The following is a 21,008-nucleotide window of genomic DNA, read 5'->3' as shown; positions in this document are numbered from 1 at the left end:
ACTGATGCCGTCCCTTGAACACTGCGCCGAGGATCGCTCGGGGGGCGGCGTAAGACGGCGGCATGCCCTGTCACGGCGACAAATGCAGCGCTGCCGTTGCCACCGGCGAGTCCCATAAGGCGATCTCGTCGTCGGTCAGCAAAGCCAGTGTGACCGACAGGCCCTGCATATCGAGCGAGGTGACATAGGTGCCAACCAGCGCGCGTTCGATGTGAATCAGCCGCTCTTCCATGAAACGGTGAGCTGCGTTGTAGGCAAGGTAGAGTTCGGCCGGCGGCGTGCCGCCAAGGCCGTTGACGAAGAGCAAGGCCTTCGTATCCGGCTGGATGGAGATGTCTGCGGAGATTGTTTCGCACAGATGACGGATGATGGCGTCGGCGGCCAGGAGGCGTTGTCTCGAATGGCCCGGCTCCCCATGGATGCCGACGCCCATTTCCATTTCGTCCGTGTTCACTGAAAATGTCGTGCGCTGGATCTGAGGTATCGTGACTCCGCTAAGCGCCACCCCCATTGTCCGGATACGTCCGTTCAGCCGGTCGCCGATCCGCTTCAATTCCTCGAGCGGCAGGCCCCGTTCCGCAGCCGCACCGATGATTTTCTCGACGACCAGTGTGCCTGCAACGCCGCGGCGTCCTCGGCCTTCGCCGGTTCTCCCCGTCTCGATATCGTCGCTGACTATGACAGTTTCGATCCTGTGCCGGTGGGCGGCCATTTCTATCGCCATCTCGAAGTTCATGATGTCGCCGTCATAATTCTTGATGATGAGCAGGCATCCGGCACCCGTGTCCGCCTCCTCTATGGCGCTCACGATCTGGTCGGGCGTCGGCGAGGTAAAAATATGCCCGACGCATGCCGCATCCAGCATTCCCTTGCCGACAAATCCGATATGCATAGGTTCATGACCGGCGCCCCCACCGGAGATGAGTGCGACCTTACCTGGTGTGAAGTGTCGACGGCGGACGCATTTTCGCCCTGCGCCGAACACGACGAATTCCCCATGGGCGCGCACGAAGCCTTCCAGGCTTTCGGCGACCATGGTTTCCGCAGTGTTCATGAACTTCTTCATCCAGCCCTCCCCAAGGCGGCGATATGTTTGCGGTCCTCAGCCGGTCCGCGAAATACCGATCAATCCGTTCCTCCGGAAAGCGCGGCGATCTTCTGCACCAAATCGGAGATCGCCTCCTCCAGCAGGCGGTTCTTCCTCTCGTCGCCGAAATCCGGAACCATGATGGAAAGTTGCCGCAACTTTTCGGAATAGCCAAGCTCCGGAAGTTTTCCCGGATGCGCCGTTTGATAGGCGTTCAAGAAACGCTCCTGTTCGGTGGCACTGAAGTGGCAAACTCGAAAAATCGTCGCCAGATGCCGGGCCGGCAGCGGTGTCGCATAGGTCGGGCTTGTGATCTGCGTAACGAAGCTTCGGTGTTTTCCGAGCTCCTTGGCAAGCCGCTGGCGTGTGCCGGAGGGGCGATTGTCGATGATCTGCGCCAGGATGGACTTGTAGGCGATAATGGCGTCTTCGGTGTCGTCGCGCGCCATTTTACTCTCCGGCTGCCTTTGTGCCATCGGCTCTCAATCCGACGATCGCCGATCTTATCGCGGGAAGCTGTACGGGCGCCACGGAAAAGTGCCGCAAGCCGATCGCCAGCAATCCCGGAAGCCATTGCGGATCGCCCGCGATGTTTCCGCAGATGCTGACAGGTTTGCCGCCCTTTGCCGCAAATTGCATCGCTCCTTCAAGAAAACGAAAAAGCGCCGGTATGGTAGCGCTATCAAAGATCGTCGAGTTGGCGCCGTCGCGAGAGGAAGCGGCGAGATGCTGTGTGAGGTCATTGGTTCCGAACGAAAAGAAATCCGCGGTTTCAAAGGTGTCCAGCATCAGTGCAGCGGCCGGCACTTCCACCATCATGCCGATCGGAGGGATGAGGTGAGGCATGCCGCGTTTGGCGAGCCGCACGGCTTCCTCCTGAAATATGCTCCGCATCTCGTTGATCTCTGACGGAAAGGTCACCATTGGCAGCATCACGCGAAGATCGCCGTGGACTGCGGCACGCAGCAGGGCGCGTGTCTGAACGCGGGCAATTTCTGGGTGTGCGAGCAAAAGCCGGATGCCCCGCAGATCCGTTTCGGGTCCGGCAGGCGGCACACCGAGCCCGGCAAGCGGCTTGTCGCCGCCGATATCCAGCATGCGGACTATCACCGGCTTGCCTGCCGCCCATTTCAGGACGTGACGATAGATGACAATCTGCTTCTCTTCGCTCGCCGCATCCGCGACCGACGAGACCGCAAATTCCGACCGCATCAATCCAATGCCTGCAGTCGTCACCGGCTCAACTGAGTCCAGTTCGGCCGGGTCGTTGACATTGATCGACAGCAGGATTCGCGTACCATCGGCCGTGCAGACCTCACCATTGTCACAAGGACCTCCATCCGTGAACCTGGAAATCGATTGCGGGGAAGCAGATTCGGCGCCTGCACCGTCGGCATGGACGGTGACTGCGCCGCTGTCGGCATCGACACGAATATAATCGCCTTCCGTAACGGCGAAACGCCCAGCGTTGACGACCATGGGGATCGATTTCGCCCGTGCGAGCAGCGCGACGTGGCCGATGGCACTGCCATTGAAGAGCGCGATGCCTCCGCCCCCCGACCAATCATGTGCCAGGAAGCGGCTCGGCTCCATATCCCTGCCAACGAAGATCGAGCCGGCCGGAAAGTCCGCGATGGGTGTTCCGGCCAATGCGCAGAGCACACGGTTCTTGATGTCCAGGATATCGACGGCGCGCGCCCGTACCTGCTCTTCGTCTGCCGTTTCCAATTCGCCGATGTAGTCGTCGAGCGTACCCGCCCATGCGAAGACGATATTTTCTCCGGCATTCATACGCGCTTCAGCCGTCTCCGCTATCGTCGGGTCGCGAAGAACTTCGATCTGGAAATCGATGATGTCCCGGCTTTCGGCGTCCGACCTCCCGGCAAGGGCTTCAAGCTCGCCGACCGATGCTTCGATGGCGTCGATGAGCGCCTGATATCCTGAAGCGGACTGCGGTTGAGACGAGGGGGTGGCACGAGGCAGTTCCGCTACATGCACCGGTCCGTAGGCGACGCCGGAAGAAGCGCTCGTTGCTTTCAGGCTATGCCGTTCGGCCATGTTTCTTGTCCTCGTCGAAATTGCGTTCGACGAGGTCCTTCAATTCCTTGATTGCCTCTTCCGCCAGAATGCCGTCAGCTCTTATGCGTAGAACCGATCCCTTGCGGATTCTGGCGCTCATGATCTTGATAATGCTCTTGCCGTTCAGCCAGACATCGCTGCCGTTCACCGCGACTTCGATCGAACATGGGAACGACTTTGCGAGCCGGGTGAATGTCACGGCCGGGCGCGCGTGCAGTCCAACGCCATGCTTGACTTCCACGTCCGTCTGGCAGCTGACATGCAATCGTTTGGCCTCCGTCGTCTCTATTCGCAATTCACTGCTCATCAGGGTGAGAGCTCCTCGGCTGTGGCGACGACTTTTGCCAGCGAAGCACCGCCGGAGGCTTCCGCCGCCGCGATGACGGCGCCTTCCACCAAAGGGGCGTTGCAGATCGCAACGAGCGCCGACCGCGGCGTGCCGAGCATCTCGATCGCCATCTCGCTGTTCGTTTCCGCCCCGCCGAGATCGACGAAGACGGCGACGCCTGCATTCGACCAGGCCGCTTCAATTGCCCGCAGGATGCCGCCAGCGTCAGTGCCGAGCTCTCCGCGAACATTGCCTCCGGACCAGGCGAGCGGCACGCAGTCACCCACCATCTGCCGCACCATGTCGGCAATACCTCGTGCGACCAGCGGCGAGTGGGAGACGATTACGATTCCGACGTTTGCGGTAGTTCCAGTCGTCATACTCGATCGTTCTCCCCGAAATAATGGCAGATAGCCGTGGTCAAAAGCGCGCAGCTTGATGCACCCGGATCAACATGACCGATCGAACGATCGCCGAGATAAGACGCGCGGCCGCGCATGGCCTTCATGGCGGCGGTCAGATTGGCGGAGAGTTCGGCGCGCCGCGCGACATCGATCAGCGTCGAAGATTGGGCAAGCGCATCCTGTACCGGATAGAGCACGTCGAGCAGCGTCTTGTCGCCTGCATGCGAACGTCCGCGCCTTGCAACCGCATCGATCGCCTTTTTCAGCACGATCGGAAAATCGGCAGTCCCGTCCCGGGCGCGCAGCTCCCGGCCGATTTCCATCAGCAATGTTCCGTAAAGAGGACCCGCAGCACCGCCGACATTCATCACCAAAGTCATTCCTATCTTCTCCACGGCATCGGGGAAGGGGAGGCTGGAAAGGGCAGCCCCTTCCGCGCTCACCGCCTCGCATCCGCGCTGCATGTTGCTGCCGTGGTCGCCATCGCCGATCGCGCAATCAAGCGCGCAAAGATGATCGGTGTTTGCCGTGATGACCGCCCGGCAAGCTTCGATCAGTCCCAAAACAAGCACCGGTTCTGCCTGCACCTCGCATCCTCCCAACGGCGGCGCGTTTTTACGCCATGGCTGTCGCCGCAATGGCTGCCGCGACCTCGAATGCGCCCGCGACCGCCACCGCACCGGGATCCGGCACGCCTTCCAGATCCTTCTCTCCGACATACGAGGCGCGTCCGGCCTTTGCCTTCTTCATCGCCTTCGTCGACTCCGCACCTGCCACGGCCGCCTTCGCGGCCGCCGCGACGCTGCCGGAGGTGAGGGCTGCGAGCGCCGGGGCCAGCGCATCGACCATCGTGCGGTCGCCGATCCCGGCTCCACCATAAAACGTCATCCGATCGAGCCCGGCAAGAAGGGCCGCGGCGATATCGGCTTTTACCGCCATAGCCTTGGCTGCGGCGGTAAAGAAGATCGACAGCAGAACGCCGCTCGAGCCCCCCATGCTGATACTCAGAATGTCGCCGACCGAAGCCAGAGTGGCGGCGGGCTCCTTGAGCGGCAAAGTGTCGATGCGGGCAAGCACGCTGCGAGCGCCGGTTGCGACCGTGGAGCCAGTGTCTCCGTCGCCAACGCGGCCGTCCAAACGGTTGAGCTCGCGTTCGAGCGAGATCAGGTGCTCGCAGAGTGCTGTTATCAGGCGACGGCTCGGGTCGTCGTCGCTGGCCACGGCTGTTCCATTCGGATTGGCGCCTGTTTGGGGAGCCGCAATGACCTTGATCCCATGATGTTCGACTGCAGGTACCCAGGCATGGGGTTCGACCGGCGCCGTCAAAGCCGCCTCGCGGGTGCCATCCAACCGGATCAGCGAGAGCGAGAAACCATTCATGTTGAGCGCCGTCATCATTGGCGCCGGCCCGATAATCAATTTGACGCAGCGTGCGAAGGAGGAAGACAGGACGGTATTGGCGATCACACCCATTTCGAGGGGCGGGACGGCGCCAAGATTGTTGATGAGCAGGGCGTGGCTTCGCGAATCGTCCACCTTTGCGGCAAGCCGCTCGGTCATAGTGGCAACGATATCGGCGACCGGTTGGAGTGCGATACGTTCGGCGCCTGGTTCCCCATGGATACCAAGGCCAAGTTCGCCTTCGTTCGCGCCAAGGCGGTCCTCATGCGACTGGCCGGGTACACTGCAGGTCGAAAGCGACATCCCGAGCGAGACGATGTCGGTTGCTGCGGATGTAGCGTGTGCGGCGACCGTCTTCAGATCCGATCCGATCTCTGCGTAATATCCGGCAATCTTGTGAACGAACAAGGTGCCGGCGACGCCGCGCGGTTGGTTGATATCCGGGATCGCGATGTCGTCCGCAACAATGACTATCTCAACGTCGAAACCTTCGGCGCGAGCCTTTTCGGCGGCGAGGCCGAAATTCAAGCGGTCTCCGGTGTAGTTCTTGACGATCAACAGGGCTCCCCTGGGTCCGGTAACGGCGCGGATCGCCGTCAGGACCGCGTCGACGCTTGGCGAAGCAAAGATCTCGCCGGATACCGCTGCCGTCAGCATGCCCTTGCCGACGAAACCGGCGTGCGAAGGCTCATGTCCCGCACCGCCGCCTGAAATGATTGCCACTTTCGAATGGCCCCAGTCCGCGCGCAATATCACCTTGATTTCGGGGAATGTGTCCAGACGGGCAAGGCGGTCCGGGCCGCTTGTGAGCAGCAGGCCGTCCAGAGCTTCTGTGACGATGTCTTTCCGACGATTGAAGAAATGTTTCATTGATTGAGACCCGTCTGTTTTTACATGCCTGCCTTGGTTCAGTTTCTTCGTTCAAGCGAGCCGCTGTCCGCTCGCGTCGAAATAGAGCGGGTCGCGGAGTGTAAGATTAATCCTGTCGCCCGGTCTGATTGAGAGATATGGATCCGCAAGCGTGACGAGCTTGTGATCACGAACACGGATATGCAGATGGTTCTGGTCGCCCAGGTGCTCGATCCAGTCGACCTTTGCGTTTGCATCCTTGCCGACGATGATGTCGAGATGCTCAGTGCGTGCACCGATTGTCTTCGTACCCTTGGGAGGACTTCCGCCAGGAAGTAGATCGGCAGGCAGCAGGTTGATATGCGGTTGTCCGAGACGGGCTGCGACATGAAGGCTGGCGGGATTGCCGTAGATTTCCCGAGGCGTGCCGACCTGCAGGAGCCTGCCTTCCGCGACAATGCCGATGCGGTCCGCCATCGTCATGGCCTCCACCTGGTCGTGGGTCACATAGAGAAGGGTCGAGCCCAGTTCCTTCTGGATGCGCTTGAGTTCCAGCCGAAGCTCCGCCCGAAGCTTGGCGTCGAGAGACGAAAGCGGTTCGTCCATGAGGTAGATCGCGGGTTCGCGCACCAGCGCCCGGCCGATTGCGACGCGCTGCATCTCTCCGCCGGAAAGACGGGTCGAGCGATTTTCCAACTTATGATCGATCCTCACCATCTGCGCAATCTCGCGAACGCGCCGATCGATCTCGTCGTTGCTCAACTTTCGAACCGGCGCCCTAAGAGGAAAGGCAAGGTTTTCGTAAACCGTCATATGCGGATAAAGCGAATATTGCTGGAACACGAAAGCCACGTCGCGGTCGGCCGGGGATTGGCCAGCGACGTTGCGGCTGCCGATCTCGATACGGCCGCTATCGGGCCGCTCTAGGCCGGCGATCAGGCGAAGCGTCGTCGTCTTGCCGGCCCCAGTCGGCCCCAGCAGCACGACGAATTCGCCATCGCGGATCGCAAGATCGAAGTTGCTGAGCGCCTGCGTGTCGCCGAAACGCATGTTGAGGTCTTTGAGAACGACATCAGCCATGCCGGACCTCCGAATAGAGCGATGAAGCGACCGCACGGCCCGACTGGCAGTCGAAGAGCGCAAGATTGACAGGGTTGAATTCGAGACCAACCGTTTCGCCGATGCGAAAGTTACGGTTTGCCGGAACGCGGGCCTTGATCAATCCACTGCGGGTTTCGATCGCCACGATCTGATTTGTTCCAAGATACTCGCTGCCATAGACGGCGCCGCGCAGGGCGGAGACATCGCTGAAGCGGATGTGCTCCGGCCGCACGCCAAGCGCCAGCTCGCCTACCCTCAAGTCCTGGTGAACCTCGGGAACGGCGACATCGACGCCATCAAGAGAGATGGATCGGTCTCCCTTCTGAAGGCCGGAGGTAAAGCGCATGAAATTCATCGGCGGAGAGCCGATGAAGTCCGCGACATACATGGTCGCAGGCTTGCTGTAGATTTCCTGCGGCGTCCCGAACTGCTCTATGACGCCATGGTTCATGACGGCGATCTTGTCGGCCATCGCCATCGCCTCATGCTGATCGTGCGTAACGTAAACCGTCGTCGCGTGGATGCGGTTGTGCAATTCTCGCAGCTCATGAACCATGACCTCGCGGAACTCCGCATCGAGTGTACCGAGCGGTTCGTCCATCAAGAAGCATTTCGGGCGCCGAACGATGGCGCGGCCGAGCGCCACGCGCTGGCGGTCGCCACCGGCAAGCCCGGAGACGGACCTGTCGAGAATATGGTCGATCTGCAGCAGGCGGGCGGTCTCCTGGACGCGTTCACGTATTTCCGCTTTCGGCATCCCTTGAGACAGCAACGGAAAGCCGATGTTCTTGCGCACATTCATGTGCGGATAGAGCGCAAAGAGCTGGAAGACAAAGGCAATGTCGCGGGCGCTGGCGCGATTGAAGGTGACGTCCTCGCCGTCGAGGTATATCTTGCCGCTGGTCGGCAGTTCGAGGCCGGCGATCATGCGAAGGGTGGTCGTCTTGCCACAGCCGGATGGCCCGAGCAGGGCGAGAAACTCACCGTCAAGGACGACGAAGCTCGAGCCTTCGACCGCAGCGAAGCTACCGAACTGCTTGCGGATATTTTCTACTCTGATCTCCGCCATGGTTCACTCCGCAAATTTCGAGACGATGATGAACATCGCTGTTCCTATAAGCAGTGTTACCAGCGAGTAGGTGTACAGCACCAGCAGGAAGGGTTGGAACAGCATCAGGAAACCTGCCGCAATCACCACCGTTGCGATGTTCTCCATCGGACCGCGTCGCAGGAAAAAAGGCCGTTTCGGACGGGCAGGGCGGGGCGTTTCGATCAGGTGCGTCATTTGCGGACCGCTCCGAAGGTGATGCCGCGCAGCAGCTGCTTGCGCAGGAGAATGGTGAAGACCAGGATCGGGATCAGGAAAATGGTGGTTCCCGCTGCAACGGCCGGCCAGTCCTGCCCGCCTTCGCCGATGATTGTCGGGATGAATGGCGGTGCGGTCTGCGCGCTGCCCGATGTCAGAAGTGCGGCGAAGGCATATTCGTTCCAGGCGAAGATCAGGCAGAAGATGGCGGTTGCGGCGATGCCGGTCGTTGCCTGCGGCAGCACGACCTTCCGGAAGGCCTGCAGCCGGGTGTAGCCGTCGATCATCGCGGCTTCCTCGTATTCACGCGGAATCTCGTCGATGAAGCCTTTGAGCAGCCAGACGGCGAGCGACACATTGACCGCCGTGTAAAGCAGGATCATCCCCAATGCCGTGTCGGACAGCCCAAGCTCCCGGTACATCAGGTAGATCGGGATCGCGACGGCGATCGGCGGCATCATGCGCGTCGACAGGATGAAGAACAAAAGATCGTCGGCGAGCGGCACCCGGAAGCGCGAGAAGCCGTAGGCGGCCATCGTGCCGAGCAAGACGGCGAGAAAAGTAGATCCGAACGCGATCACCAGCGAATTGACGAAGCGCGGCAAGAAATTCGAGGGGCCGGCGATCACCATGTTGCGCTTGCGGGTCACCTCATCGCAGGTGCCCGTCGGCTCGGGCAAGGAAGCAATGTATTCAGGCGTCTGCCGCGTTCTCGTGGTCAGAAGATTGCAATAGCCTTCAAGCGACGGTGTGAAGACGATCTTCGGCGGATAGCTGATGGAATCAGGCGGCGACTTGATGCTGGTCAGGAAAATCCAGACCAGCGGTATTAGAGTGATCAGCGCGTAGAGGATCACGATTGCGCCGGCGATTCGCTTGCTGGTGAAGCTCGGCTCAACGACCGAATGGGCGGAGTTCGCGGAGCTCATCGTTGCTTCACCTTGTTAAGAGCCTTGACGTAGATGTTGGCGAGACCGAACACCGCGACAAAGAGAACGATAGCGAAGGCGGAAGCGCGGCCGGTGGCCCAGCTCTCGAAGGCCGCGCGCTTCAGCGTGATCGAGGCGACCTCCGTAACCGAGCCTGGTCCGCCGCCGGTCAAAAGCGTTACCATGTCGAACATCTTGAAGTTCTCGATGCCGCGGAAGAGGACGGCGAGCATGATGAAAGGCAGCGCCATCGGCACCGTGATCGACCAGAATTGGCGCCATGCCGAGGCACGGTCGACCTCCGCGGCCTCGTAGATATAGTCCGGGATCGAGCGCAAGCCGGCGAGGCAGATCAGCATCACATAGGGCGTCCACATCCAGGTGTCGACGATGATGATCGCCCAAGGCGCAAGCGAAACGTCGCCGAGCATCCGGATATCCGACGTCGGAATGCCGCTGAGCCAGGAGACCGCATAGGCGAAAAGGCCAATCTGCGGCTCGTAGAGAAAACGCCAGAAATTGCCGACAACAGCCGGAGACAGCATCATCGGGATCAGGATGACGGTCGTCCAGAAGGCATGGCCGCGAAATTTGCGGTCGATCAGGTAGGCGAGTGTGAAGCCGATAACCGTTTGCAGGACGATCGTCCAGAAGACGAAATGCGCTGTCGTCTGCATCGCCTGCCAGATGTCCGGATCGGTTAGGACGCGCTCGTAATTTCTCAAACCCACCCCTTCGACAGCGGCATTCGGCCGGTTGGCTCGATAGTTCGTGAAGGAAAGATAGATTGCCCAGATGAGCGGAAAGATGTTGATCGCGAGCAGCAGGACGATGGCGGGCGCGATAAACAGCCATGCTATTGCTCGATCGGACAGGCCGCGGACGCGCCGGACCACGGAAATCGGCGTTACCTTTGCGGTCGCATCCGCTGCCTTCTCGACGATGGAATTGGAGATGTTCAAGATGTCACCTGGTCTCTGCGTATGTGAGACATCATGCGGCCCGGCTCTTTTGCCGATCCAGGCCGCCGTCCAGACAAGAATTCCGCGTGTCCAGCCGGACACTAGATCTTGCCGTCGTCCTCGAACACTTGGGTCCAATCCTTCACCAAGCCGTCGAGCGCTTCCTGAGCGGTCCCATTGCCGGCGACCACATAATTATGGACCCGTTTCTGCATGGCCTGGAGAAGCGACGCGTAGCTCGGTTCGGCCCAGAAATCCTTGACAATCGCCATGGAGTCCAGGAACGCCTGAGCGTAGGGCTGGCTGCCGGCGAAGCCGGGCGCGTTGACGACGGAATTCAAGCAGGAGAAGCCGCCGAGCTCCCACCACTTGGCCTGCACATCAGGTTGTGCGAACCACTTGATGTACTCAAGCGCGGCGTCCTTCTTGTCGGAATAGGAGACAACCGAGATACCTTGTCCGCCGAGTTGGGCAAAGTGCGCCTTCTCGGCAGGATTCGGGAAGAAGCCGATGCGATCGCCGCCGACTTTCTCGTCCTTGTAAAGGCCGGGCCAGGTAAAGGCGAAATTCATCTGCATGGCGACCTGGCCGGATTTGAAGGCATCCGCGGATTCGACCATGTAGACGTTTGAGCTGCCCGGCGGCGTGCAGCAATCAAACAGGGACTTGTAGAATTCAAGGCCCTTTACCGCGTCCGGTGAATTGACGAAGCCTTCCATCTCGTAGGGCTTCTTGGGGTTGTCATATTGGAAGCCCCAATCATAGAGGACGTTGGTCACGCCCATGGTAATGCCCTCCGAGCCGCGCTCGGTATAGATCGAAGCGCCGTAGACGGTCTTTCCGTCGATCTCGCGCTTCTGGAAGAATTCGGCAATCTGCTTCAGTTGATCATAGGTCTTCGGCGCGGCGAGATCCCAGCCATATTTCTCCTTGAATTCCTTTTTCAGTTCCGGACGCTCGAACCAGTCTTTGCGGTAGGTCCAGCCGACCACGTCGCCCATGGCCGGAAGCGCCCAGTAGTTCGGGGTATTCTTCGGCCACTCGGAGTAGCCGACGACTGTTGCCGGCACGAAGTCATCCATCTTGATGCCTTCCTTGTCGAAAAAGTCGTTGAGTTTGACGTAGTGTCCATTCTCCGCTGAACCGCCGATCCACTGGCTGTCGCCGATAATCAGGTCGCAGAGCTTACCGTGAGAGTTGAGTTCATTCAGAAAGCGGTCGGCATAGCTCGTCCATGGGACGAACTCGAACTTCACCGTCGTGCCGGTCTTGGCCGTGAAGTCCTTCGACAGTTCCACGAGCGCGTTGGCTGGGTCCCAGGCGGCCCAGCAGAGTGTCAGTTCATCGGCTATTGCAAGATTGGGCAAAGCCGACGACAGCATGAGCGCCGAGGCCAGCCCGAGAAGGGCTTTCGATTTCTTTTGCATAAGTTCCTCCAAAGGCCGGCTCCCACCGGCGTCGCAACTTCACCCACTTCTAAGGAATGCTCACATGAACTCCTCAATTCATGTTTAGCAATGTGTTTAGTAAAACGTATTTTAGTAAACAATGCAAGCGACAAAATCGCCGCGGTGCATGCCTTAGCGCCTGCGCCGACCGAAAGGTGTCGTAGCTGCACTAAAGGAAGTGCCGCAGGGACAATGTCAGGGCTTTAGGAGACGTTTCGAAATGATCATTCGAGCCTTCTGCGAAACAGCCACGAGGCTGCGCTTAAGGTTCCGGCAGCAATCACGCAAAGCGGCCATGTCTGGTGCCACACCTCCATGAGGGGAATGTCTTTGAGGAAGATGCCTTTTACAATCACCAGGAAGTAGCGCAGCGGGTTGATCAGTGTGACCGGCTGCAGCCAGTCGGGCATGTTCTCGATCGGCGTTGCGAAGCCGGAAAGAAGCATAGCCGGCACCATGAACAGGAAGGCGCCGAGAATTGCCTGCTGCTGCGTCATCGACAAGGCGGAGATGAAAAGCCCCAGACCGGCGACCGATGCGAGATAGAAGAGCGAACTGCCGTAAAGAAGCAGCAGCGAACCGCGCAGAGGCACGCCGAAGATGAAGATCGCCGCTAGGATATAGACCGTCATGTGAAAGAGCCCGATTATCATCGGCGGGACAAGCTTGCCGATCAGGATCTCATGGGTGCGAAGCGGCGAGACCATCAACTGGTCGAAGGTGCCGAGCTCGCGTTCGCGAGCGATCGAAAGGGCGGTGACGATAAGCCCGATGAGCAGCGCAATGCTGGCGATCAGGTTCGGCACCATGAACCATTGGAAGAGCAGGTTGGGATTGAACCAGTTGCGCGGCACTGTCGTGACGGAACGGACAGCTCCTCGGACACCTGCAGGCGTCTCAGCGGATAATGTCGCGACAATCTGCGTGAGATATCCCGAAACGATCTGCGATGCATTGGAGCGCCGGCCGTCAAGAATGACCTGCAGATCGGCCGGCTCTCCCGCCTCGATCCTGCGTGAGAAATCGGCACCAATTTCGATTGCGGCGGTTACCGTCTGGCGATCGATAGCATCCCGCACGCTGGCTGGCGTGCCGGCGATGATCACCTTGCGGAATGTCGGCGAACCCTCGATGCGCCGCACGAGTTCTTGCCCCCAATAGCCGCTGTCGCGGCTGAGTAGCATCACATCGACATTTCGAACCTCGAGCGTCGCTGCATAGGAAAAGACCAGGAGCTGCACGATCGGCGGACCGATCAGGATGGTACGGCCTCTCGGATCGCGCAGTACGGCCAGCAGTTCTTTGACAATAAGCGCTTTCAGACGCGTCCACCACATCTTACGCAATCCTCTTTCTGGTGCTGCGTGCGGCAAGCAGGAAAAAGACAGAGCCGATCAGAAACATCACGAGGATTGCATGGAGGAACATCGGCCAGATATCGCCGGCCAGGAACACGGTCTGCAGGCTGGGGATCAGATAACGCGCCGGCACGATGAATGTGATCCATTGGATCACGGTCGGCATCGAATTGATCTCGAAGAGAAAACCGGACAGCAGGAAGGCGGGAAGGAAGGCCGTAATCAGCGCCAGCTGCGAGGCAAGGAACTGGTTCTTGGTGGCAGCCGAAATCAGCAGGCCCTGCCCGAGCGCCGGCATGAGGAAAACGGCGGACAGGGCATAGAGCGCCGGGACGGAACCGCGAAACGGAACGCCAAACAGAAAGACGGCAAGCAGCACGCAAAGCGTCATCGATGTCAGGCCGAGCAGGAAATAGGGGAGTATCTTGCCGGCAAGCAACTCGGCGGCCGTCACCGGCGTTGCCATCATCGCTTCCATCGTGCCCCGCTCCCATTCGCGGGCAACGACCAACGATGTCAAAAGCGTTCCAACCAGCGTCATGACGATTGCGATCGAGCCTGGCACCAGAAATGACCGGCTGGTCAGTTCCGGATTGAACCAGAAGCGTTGCTCCGCGGAAATCGGCGGCCCGCCTGCGGCAATTTCGGACTGCTGCTGGAGCCGCCAGTTTGCCACAGTGCCCTGGACGTAGTTCTGCACGAAATTGGCGGTGTTGGGATCGGAACCGTCGACGATCACCTGGACCTGCGGCCGATTGCCTGCTGCATAATTCCGGGTGAAATCCGCCGGGATGACAATGATGCCGCGGATGCGGGAAAGGACCAGCTCTTCTGCGAAGAGCCGTCTGTCGCGGCCGGTCGTCACGGAAAAATAGCGGGATGCCTGGAAGCTTGCGGCAAGATCATTCGTCAGCGGTGTTGCTTCTTCGATGACCAATCCGACACGCGTCCGCGTCGTGTCCAGCGAAACGCCGTAACCGAATAGAAAGAGCAGGATGAGCGGCAGCACAAATGCAATCAGAATGCTGCTCGGATCACGAATGACCTGAAGGCTTTCCTTGCGAACCAATGCTGCAAAACGGCGGCTTGGGCTAGAGGGAGACACTGGTGCGCGGGGAGGGAGCGTCATGCCGCAGTCCTCTCCTGCGAGGCTTGAACAAGCGCGATAAACGCGTCCTCCATCGTCGGATCGGGGTTGTCGGCATTTGAAGAACGCGCCTTCAGCTCATCCGGCGTACCGAGTGCGATCGAACGGCCCCGATAGATCAGCGAAATGCGATCGCAATATTCGGCCTCGTCCATGAAATGCGTGGTGACGAGGACGGTGACGCCCTTTTCTACGAGCCCGTTGATATGCGTCCAGAATTCGCGGCGCGTAATCGGATCGACGCCTGAGGTGGGTTCGTCGAGAAAGAGCGCCTCAGGTTCATGCATGACGGCGCAGGCAAGCGCCAGCCTCTGCTTGAGCCCGAGCGGCAGGTCCTTTGCGGACATCGCAAGACGCGATTGAAGATCGAAGATCGATGTCATCAGCTGCGTGCGCTCGCGCTTGCGCTGGCCGCTCAGTCCATAGACGCCGGCAAAGAAATCGAGATTCTGCGCGACGCTGAGATCGCCATAAAGCGAGAATTTCTGCGCCATGTAGCCGAGGCGGTTGCGTGCCTGTGCCGCATCGCGGCGCAGATCGAAGCCGGCCACCCGGCCTTCGCCGCTCGTCGGCTTCAAAAGTCCGCACAGCATCTTGAAAGTCGTTGATTTGCCCGCGCCGTTCGGTCCGAGCAGCCCGAATATCTGGCCGCGCGGAACATCGAACGTAATGTCGTCGGCTGCTGTGAAGTCGCCGAAGCGTTTGGTGAGACCTTTCGCTGCGATCACCGGCTTGTCGTCCTTGCCGGTCAGAGGCTGCTGCGCCTCCGCAAGCCTCGACCGACCGCCTGGCCCTCCACCCAGCATGTCGACGAAAGCATCTTCGAAACGCGGTTCTGTAGGGGTAACTTTTGCGATACTGGCTGCGGCAAACACGCCATCGTGGCCGGTCGCGGTTACCAGTCGGATCGCTTCACCCTGGATCACACCGTCGATAACGCCGTCCTCGTCGAGAAGCTTCGCGAGCAGCTGACGGCGCCGACCCGAAACACCGGTCAACCGAAAGACACGGTCTTTGACCTGGCCCGTCAGATCCGTCGGTTCACCGGAGAAAAGCAGCTTGCCCTCATTCATCAGCAGGACGCGATCGCAGGCCTCGGCCTCGTCGAGGTAGGCCGTCGACCAGACGACGCCGATGCCTTCCGCTGTCAAATTCTCGACCATCTTCCAAAGCTCGCGCCGGGAAATCGGATCGACACCCACGCCGGGCTCATCAAGGAGCAAAAGGCGGGGTTTCTTCAAAAGCGCGCAAGCAAGGCCGAGCTTCTGCTTCATGCCGCCCGAGAGCTTTCCGGCAAGACGGCCTGTGAAGTGTTTCAGGTCCGTGAAGGTCAGAAGTTCATCGAAGGTCGCTGCCCGTTCGCTTTTTGGCAGCCCGCGAAGGTCGGCGTAGAGATCGAGATTTTCCTGGACCGACAAATCCTCATAAAGCCCGAAGCGCTGGGGCATGTAGCCGATTGAAGCTTGGATGGCAGCCGATCCGTCGCGCGGTTCGAAGCCCAGCACCTTGATCGTACCTCCTTCCGCAAGCATGAGACCGGTCATCAGGCGGATAAGCGTGGTCTTGCCTGCTCCGTCGGGTCCGACGAGCCCGGTGATCTCGCCGCCGCGGATCGAGGCCGAAATTGCATCAAGTGCCGGTTTCGCCTCGCCGAACCGCTTCGTCACGTCCTCCAGGTGAACGAGTTCGGCGGTATCGCGAGGTCTTTCTGCGGCACTCATTTTTTCGCTGCCTGCAATGATGGAAGGCGAAGCGTCACCGGCATGCCCTGGCGAAGATCCGGCCCGGGTTTTTCGATGACGACGCGCAGACGATAGACGAGGTCGGTGCGAAGTTCCGGCGTCTCGACAGATTTCGGCGTGAATTCCGCAACCGGAGAAATGAAGCCGATCCTGCCGTCATAGGCGTGATCCGGTTTGGTATCGGACGTGACCTTGACCGCCATGCCCGGATGGATCCGACCGAGTTCCACTTCTGCGACATAGCTGCGGACCCATACAGGCTCGGTCAGCGATAGCACATAGACGGCATCGGCGGACGATACGATCGCACCGGGCTCCTTGATCCGCGACAGGATGATGCCGTCGTTGGGTGCCCGAAGCTCCGTATCGCCAAGCGATGTCCGCGCCGTTGCAAGAGTGGCTTCGGCCGATTTCAACTGCGCTGCCGCAGCTGCGATGTCTTCGGCGCGGCTGCCTTCCTTCAACAACACCAGCGCCTGATTTGCGGATTCCGCACGTGCCGCAGCCATTGCTCTTGCAGCCGTCGCCTGATCGAGACCCGCTTGAGAAACCGTACCCTGCGGCCGCAGCTGCCGGGCGCGGTCGTAAGCGAGATTGGCGTTTTTCAGGTCAGCAAGGCTTTCGTTGTAAGATGCGCTTGCCTGCGCAATCTCTGCGGGCCGTGGACCGGCCCTGAGCTTGTCGAGTGTGGCACGCAGCGCGGCGACGGTTGCCTCCGCCGAACGGACCGCATAGTCGTAAGGTTCGTTGTCCAGCCGCGCCAGAATAGCACCGCGCTTGACGGTATCGCCCTCGTCGACGCGTGCCTCTTCGAGCCGGCCACTCACCCGGAAAGCGAGCGAAACTTGGCGGATATCGACATTTCCGTAGAGTGTGAACTCCTTTGCGCCTTGCGGCGCCCAGCCGAGCCTCGACGGCACATCGTACCACCAGCCGGCTGCGGCTGCGCCGGCGAGAAGGATCGCAGCCGGAATGATCTTGTTCATTCTGTTTGTCCTTTCGCCGGTTCGAGCAGCGCGACAAGGTTGCGCGCGTGGGCCTGCAGCGTTGCGATCTGCTCTTCGCCGATTAAATCCCATTCCATCTGCGCGAGCACTGCGGCGTTCGCCATCCGGAATACCAGAAGGCTGCCGACGAAGGAGAGGGTGCGCAAACGCACGTTCTCGGAGGCGGGGTCGTCTTTCAAAATCGCCCCGATCAGCCGCCGTGCCATATTGATCATCGGTCCCATGATGCCGGCATAGACCCTTTCGAAAGCCGCCGTCGGCTCCAGCTGCTCGCGGATGATGAAGCGGGCCCAGGCCTCCGACTCCTTGCTGACGAAAAGAACTACCATTGTTTCCACGATTTCCGTCAGAAAGAGCCGTGCCTGCGACGCATTCAACGGCGTGTTCGTTTCATCGATTTCCGCAAGATGGTGGCCGACGCGATGGCGGATGCCGGCGACATGTCCGGCGACAATTCCCGCCAGGTATTCGGCCGTTGCGATATAGAGCCCTTCCTTGCTGCCGAAGTAATAGGGGATGGCTTGTAGGTTGACGCCTGCCGTATCGGCAAGCTTGCGCGTACTAGCGCCGTCAAAGCCGTATCGGCCAAATACGTCAAGTGCCGCCGCAAGCAGCCTCTCGCGGGTAACCTCGCTTCGGGATGCCTCGGCTTTTTTGGTGCCGGTTTCGTTCATGAGGGCTATTATATGGCGTTCCCATGTATCAGTCAATCGAATGAATTATAAAGCTGCGGCTGGAAGACTGGCAAGTATTCAAGGATGGCTGGGCTCTGAGGGTAGACGATGGGTGGCGCCGTTGTTGCCACGCACGCGCCGCGACGCGCCTCGGCGTTTTTTTCTGGCGGCGGGCGTGGATCGTTTACTTGCGGCCGACAATCACAGCAATTGCTGGTGCCGACGACTTCCGCGAGTTTGCGCGCGAGATTATCAGCCTCGTTGTTTGTGATATTGCGTAGCGAACGCGCTGTGCTGGCGTTCAATATTGCAGCGTGGATAACGCGAGCGCAGCGCCCCCGTCCGTCATGGGACGAGGCAACGGGTTCGGTGAACCCGTTGTTCTTGACGTCAGCTCCGGGGCTTCGAATTTTCCGGATCGTAGAGCGGCTTGTAGCCGACGGCGACGACTTCGACGGGATAGGTCTCGCCGAAGTAATCGACGTCGAGCTCGCGGCCCACCTGGCAATAGGACCAGGGCAGAAAGGCCAGCGCGATATTCTTGCCGATGGTCGGGCCATAGGCAATCGACGTCGTATAGGAGCGGCGGCCGAGTTCGTCCACCAGCGTTTCGCCCGTGGCCGGATCCATGACCGGCAGTGAGCCGACCGGGTAGCGGGCAACACCGCTCCTGTCGACATTGTCGGTCATCACGAGCGTGCAGAGCATGGCCGGCTGGTGCTCGCGAGCCTTGTATTCCAGATGCTTGGACTTGCCGCGGAAGTCAGCTTCCTTGACCTTCGGACGGGCGAGGTCGGATTCGATGAGGTTGTACTGCGTAAGTAAGTCGGCGTTCTGCAGGCGCAGGCTCTTTTCCATGCGGCGGGAATTGGCATAAGTTTCCACGCCGAACGCCATAACGCCGGTGGAGCGCAGCGCATCCCAGACAGAAAGGCCGTCCTCATATTTCATGTGCAGTTCCCAGCCCTGTTCGCCGACATAGGAAATGCGGAAGGCAGTGACGGACTTGCCGGCGATCTCGATCGGTTTGATTGCCGCGAAAGAGAAGTTTTCGGGATCAAGGCCGGCCGGATCGGCGACGACCTTTTTCAGCGTTGCACGCGCATTCGGACCCCAAATACCGATGGTGATGTACTTCTCGGCCACCTCGGTGACGGTAACGTTGAAGTCTTTGTCCTCGGCGATGCGCTTCACGTAATGGAAATCGCGCGGGCCGGCATCGGCGCCGTCGATGACGCGGCAGCGGTCGGCCATGCGGATCACGGTCAGGTCGGCACGGACCATGCCTTCGTCATCGAGGAAGTGCGTGTAGATGCCCTTTCCGACGTTGGCATCACCGCCGATCTTGGCCGCGCAGATCCATTCCATCAGTTCGACATGGTCCGGACCTTCGACGTCGAACATGTAGAAGTGGCTGAGGTTGACGATTCCGCAATCCTCGCTCATGGCGAGATGTTCAGCATTCGATACGCGCCAGAAGTGCCGGTTGTCCCACTCGTTTTCGCGAACCGGAACGCGGTCGCCATACTTTTCAAGCAGATGCTCGTTCGCCTTGTAGCCGTGCGCGCGTTCCCAGCCTCCAAGTTCCATGAAGTATCCGCCGAGCTCCACCTCGCGCTCGTAGAAAGGCGAGCGCTTGACGTTGCGTCCGGTGGCATAGGGCTCGCGCGGATGTATGGCGGGAAAGTAGATCTTCTGGGCAGCCTCGAATGTACGGCCCTCGATGAATTTTTCCTCGAGCTGGTGCGGATAGAAGCGCGCATAGTCGATACTGGCATGGTCGATCTCTGTGCGGCCGTCCGTCATCCAGTCGGCGATCAGCTTGCCGTAGCCGGGGCCGTCCTTGACCCAGATGGCGACGCAGTACCAGAGGCCGCGAACCTTCTGGCTTTCGCCGCAGGACGGGCCGCCAGCCGCAGAGACCTGCAAGAGACCGTTGAAGGAATGGCCTTCATTGTAGCCCAGTTCACCGAGGATCGGGGTGAGCTCCATGGCGCGCTCCAGCGGCTCGAGGATCTGCTCCATTTCGAGGTCGCGTTGCGAGGGCGAGAGGCGAGCTTCATGCTTTTCCAGAATGTCGCGCGGATGGCAAAGGCGAGGATTGGTCGTTTCGTAATAGCCCCATTCGATCTGGCCGCCTTCTGTGGTCTTCGGGTCGCCGGTATCGCGCATGTAGGCGGAGTTGCCCTGGTCGCGCAAAAGCGGGAAGCCGATTTCCTTGCCCGTGCCTTCGAACTCATTGTAGGGGCCGAAGAAAGTCAGCGGATGGTCGACCGGCATGACCGGAAGATCTTCGCCGACCATTTCGGCGATCAGGCGACCCCAGATCCCGGCACAGACGACGACATGATCGGCCATGATCGTGCCGCGATGAGTGACGACGCCCTTGATGCGGCCATTCTCGACGATCAGCGATTTGGCGGGCGTATTGCCGAAAACCTTGAGCTTGCCGACCTTTTCGCCAGCATCGACCAACTTGCCGGCGACGGTCTGCGAGCGTGGAATGACGAGGCCGGCATCGGGATCGAACAGGCCCCCCTGAACCATGCTCTCCTCGATCAGCGGGAACTTTTCCTTGATCTCGGCCGGGCTGACGTAATATGCCCGGGTACCGAAGGCCTTAGCCGAGGTCAGCTTGCGCTTGATCTCTTCCATCCAGGCGTCGTCGCCGGTGCGTGCAACTTCCAGGCCGCCGATACGGGCGTAATGGCCCATTTTCTCGTAGAAATCGATGGAGTACTGCGTCGTCCAGACCGAGAGATAGTCATGGCTGGTCGTGTAGCAGAAGTCGGAGGCGTGCGCCGTCGAGCCGATGTCTGTCGGGATGCCCGACTTGTCGATGCCGACGATGTCGTCCCAGCCACGTTCGATCAGGTGATGCGCAATCGATGCGCCGACAATGCCGCCCAACCCAATAATTACGACTTTCGCTTTTTGTGGAAATTCTGCCATCACATGCGCCCTCGAACTTTGTTGCGCCGAATCTAGTACACGCAATGGCGCGACTACAGTCGATCCACGACATAAAAATGTAGCGATCCGTCAAAAGCCTCGCCTGTTCAAGACATCTGGGGCAGCCATTCTCCTGCACTCCGGCACGGTACGTCCTATGCAGGCCTCGATGGTTCCGGAACCATTGTCTTGAACAGGCGGAGAGCTGCAGACCGTGGATCTGCGGGCAGAAAG

Annotated in this window: 19 protein-coding genes; all 19 read right to left on the bottom strand. The window is 59.9% G+C overall.

Going from position 1 to position 21,008, the window contains the following annotated elements:
• Positions 1-70: 70 nt before the first annotated feature.
• Entirely contained in the window at positions 71-1,066 is a 996-nt protein-coding gene (gene dhaK / locus ISN39_RS27490; RefSeq protein WP_194731230.1) for a dihydroxyacetone kinase subunit DhaK, read from the bottom strand.
• Positions 1,067-1,125: 59 nt separating this feature from the next.
• Positions 1,126-1,536, bottom strand: a complete 411-nt coding sequence (locus tag ISN39_RS27485; protein ID WP_194731229.1) for a hypothetical protein — start codon at positions 1,534-1,536, stop codon at positions 1,126-1,128.
• Position 1,537: 1 nt separating this feature from the next.
• Positions 1,538-3,145, bottom strand: coding sequence for a putative PEP-binding protein (locus ISN39_RS27480; RefSeq protein WP_194731228.1), 1,608 nt, complete (start codon positions 3,143-3,145; stop codon positions 1,538-1,540).
• Positions 3,129-3,473 carry an HPr family phosphocarrier protein gene (locus ISN39_RS27475; protein ID WP_194731227.1) on the bottom strand — a complete coding sequence of 115 codons (345 nt, stop codon included), beginning with the start codon at positions 3,471-3,473 and terminating at the stop codon, positions 3,129-3,131. The genes ISN39_RS27480 and ISN39_RS27475 overlap by 17 nt, the downstream gene beginning before the upstream one ends.
• Positions 3,473-3,874, bottom strand: a complete 402-nt coding sequence (gene dhaM, locus ISN39_RS27470; RefSeq protein ID WP_074071798.1) for a dihydroxyacetone kinase phosphoryl donor subunit DhaM — start codon at positions 3,872-3,874, stop codon at positions 3,473-3,475. Before dhaM ends, ISN39_RS27475 begins: the two co-directional genes overlap by 1 nt.
• Positions 3,871-4,485 (bottom strand): dihydroxyacetone kinase subunit DhaL, encoded by a 615-nt coding sequence (gene dhaL / locus ISN39_RS27465; protein WP_074071799.1) that lies wholly within the window; start codon positions 4,483-4,485, stop codon positions 3,871-3,873. The genes dhaM and dhaL overlap by 4 nt, the downstream gene beginning before the upstream one ends.
• Positions 4,486-4,513: 28 nt before the next feature.
• Positions 4,514-6,169 carry a dihydroxyacetone kinase subunit DhaK gene (locus ISN39_RS27460; RefSeq protein WP_194731226.1) on the bottom strand — a complete coding sequence of 552 codons (1,656 nt, stop codon included), beginning with the start codon at positions 6,167-6,169 and terminating at the stop codon, positions 4,514-4,516.
• Between the two features lie 51 nt (positions 6,170-6,220).
• Entirely contained in the window at positions 6,221-7,228 is a 1,008-nt protein-coding gene (locus tag ISN39_RS27455; protein WP_194731225.1) for an ABC transporter ATP-binding protein, read from the bottom strand.
• Positions 7,221-8,318: an ABC transporter ATP-binding protein gene (locus ISN39_RS27450; RefSeq protein WP_194731224.1), complete on the bottom strand. Its 1,098-nt coding sequence runs from the start codon at positions 8,316-8,318 to the stop codon at positions 7,221-7,223. The genes ISN39_RS27455 and ISN39_RS27450 overlap by 8 nt, the downstream gene beginning before the upstream one ends.
• A gap of 3 nt (positions 8,319-8,321) precedes the next feature.
• Positions 8,322-8,534: a hypothetical protein gene (locus ISN39_RS27445; protein WP_092588047.1), complete on the bottom strand. Its 213-nt coding sequence runs from the start codon at positions 8,532-8,534 to the stop codon at positions 8,322-8,324.
• The gene (locus ISN39_RS27440; protein ID WP_074071804.1) at positions 8,531-9,484 is read right to left on the bottom strand and encodes a carbohydrate ABC transporter permease; all 954 of its coding nucleotides are present in this window, start codon (positions 9,482-9,484) and stop codon (positions 8,531-8,533) included. The genes ISN39_RS27445 and ISN39_RS27440 overlap by 4 nt, the downstream gene beginning before the upstream one ends.
• Positions 9,481-10,446 (bottom strand): sugar ABC transporter permease, encoded by a 966-nt coding sequence (locus ISN39_RS27435; protein ID WP_194731223.1) that lies wholly within the window; start codon positions 10,444-10,446, stop codon positions 9,481-9,483. Before ISN39_RS27435 ends, ISN39_RS27440 begins: the two co-directional genes overlap by 4 nt.
• Positions 10,447-10,547: 101 nt before the next feature.
• Positions 10,548-11,873 (bottom strand): ABC transporter substrate-binding protein, encoded by a 1,326-nt coding sequence (locus ISN39_RS27430; protein ID WP_194731222.1) that lies wholly within the window; start codon positions 11,871-11,873, stop codon positions 10,548-10,550.
• A gap of 245 nt (positions 11,874-12,118) precedes the next feature.
• Positions 12,119-13,231: an ABC transporter permease gene (locus ISN39_RS27425; protein WP_194731221.1), complete on the bottom strand. Its 1,113-nt coding sequence runs from the start codon at positions 13,229-13,231 to the stop codon at positions 12,119-12,121.
• Position 13,232: 1 nt separating this feature from the next.
• The gene (locus tag ISN39_RS27420) at positions 13,233-14,381 is read right to left on the bottom strand and encodes an ABC transporter permease (RefSeq protein ID WP_194731220.1); all 1,149 of its coding nucleotides are present in this window, start codon (positions 14,379-14,381) and stop codon (positions 13,233-13,235) included.
• Positions 14,378-16,120, bottom strand: a complete 1,743-nt coding sequence (locus ISN39_RS27415) for an ATP-binding cassette domain-containing protein (protein WP_194731219.1) — start codon at positions 16,118-16,120, stop codon at positions 14,378-14,380. The genes ISN39_RS27420 and ISN39_RS27415 overlap by 4 nt, the downstream gene beginning before the upstream one ends.
• The gene (hlyD, locus tag ISN39_RS27410) at positions 16,117-17,127 is read right to left on the bottom strand and encodes a secretion protein HlyD (protein ID WP_194731218.1); all 1,011 of its coding nucleotides are present in this window, start codon (positions 17,125-17,127) and stop codon (positions 16,117-16,119) included. Before hlyD ends, ISN39_RS27415 begins: the two co-directional genes overlap by 4 nt.
• Positions 17,124-17,822, bottom strand: a complete 699-nt coding sequence (locus ISN39_RS27405; protein WP_194731217.1) for a CerR family C-terminal domain-containing protein — start codon at positions 17,820-17,822, stop codon at positions 17,124-17,126. Before ISN39_RS27405 ends, hlyD begins: the two co-directional genes overlap by 4 nt.
• A gap of 390 nt (positions 17,823-18,212) precedes the next feature.
• On the bottom strand, positions 18,213-20,774 hold the full coding sequence (locus tag ISN39_RS27400; protein ID WP_194731216.1) for an FAD-dependent oxidoreductase: 2,562 nt from the start codon (positions 20,772-20,774) through the stop codon (positions 18,213-18,215).
• Positions 20,775-21,008 lie beyond the last annotated feature (234 nt).

Source organism: Rhizobium sp. 007 (assembly GCF_015353075.1).
GTDB lineage: Bacteria > Pseudomonadota > Alphaproteobacteria > Rhizobiales > Rhizobiaceae > Rhizobium.
The sequence above is the reverse complement of the archived record's forward strand: the minus strand, read 5'-3'. Positions and strand labels throughout refer to the sequence as shown.

Coding starts and splice junctions, on each gene's coding strand:
- dhaK (WP_194731230.1), bottom strand. CDS start 1,066: ATGAAGAAGTTCATGAACACTGCGGAAACCATGGTCGCCGAAAGCCTG.
- ISN39_RS27485 (WP_194731229.1), bottom strand. CDS start 1,536: ATGGCGCGCGACGACACCGAAGACGCCATTATCGCCTACAAGTCCATC.
- ISN39_RS27480 (WP_194731228.1), bottom strand. CDS start 3,145: ATGGCCGAACGGCATAGCCTGAAAGCAACGAGCGCTTCTTCCGGCGTC.
- ISN39_RS27475 (WP_194731227.1), bottom strand. CDS start 3,473: ATGAGCAGTGAATTGCGAATAGAGACGACGGAGGCCAAACGATTGCAT.
- dhaM (WP_074071798.1), bottom strand. CDS start 3,874: ATGACGACTGGAACTACCGCAAACGTCGGAATCGTAATCGTCTCCCAC.
- ISN39_RS27460 (WP_194731226.1), bottom strand. CDS start 6,169: ATGAAACATTTCTTCAATCGTCGGAAAGACATCGTCACAGAAGCTCTG.
- ISN39_RS27455 (WP_194731225.1), bottom strand. CDS start 7,228: ATGGCTGATGTCGTTCTCAAAGACCTCAACATGCGTTTCGGCGACACG.
- ISN39_RS27450 (WP_194731224.1), bottom strand. CDS start 8,318: ATGGCGGAGATCAGAGTAGAAAATATCCGCAAGCAGTTCGGTAGCTTC.
- ISN39_RS27445 (WP_092588047.1), bottom strand. CDS start 8,534: ATGACGCACCTGATCGAAACGCCCCGCCCTGCCCGTCCGAAACGGCCT.
- ISN39_RS27440 (WP_074071804.1), bottom strand. CDS start 9,484: ATGAGCTCCGCGAACTCCGCCCATTCGGTCGTTGAGCCGAGCTTCACC.
- ISN39_RS27430 (WP_194731222.1), bottom strand. CDS start 11,873: ATGCAAAAGAAATCGAAAGCCCTTCTCGGGCTGGCCTCGGCGCTCATG.
- ISN39_RS27425 (WP_194731221.1), bottom strand. CDS start 13,231: ATGTGGTGGACGCGTCTGAAAGCGCTTATTGTCAAAGAACTGCTGGCC.
- ISN39_RS27420 (WP_194731220.1), bottom strand. CDS start 14,381: ATGACGCTCCCTCCCCGCGCACCAGTGTCTCCCTCTAGCCCAAGCCGC.
- ISN39_RS27415 (WP_194731219.1), bottom strand. CDS start 16,120: ATGAGTGCCGCAGAAAGACCTCGCGATACCGCCGAACTCGTTCACCTG.
- hlyD (WP_194731218.1), bottom strand. CDS start 17,127: ATGAACAAGATCATTCCGGCTGCGATCCTTCTCGCCGGCGCAGCCGCA.
- ISN39_RS27405 (WP_194731217.1), bottom strand. CDS start 17,822: ATGAACGAAACCGGCACCAAAAAAGCCGAGGCATCCCGAAGCGAGGTT.
- ISN39_RS27400 (WP_194731216.1), bottom strand. CDS start 20,774: ATGGCAGAATTTCCACAAAAAGCGAAAGTCGTAATTATTGGGTTGGGC.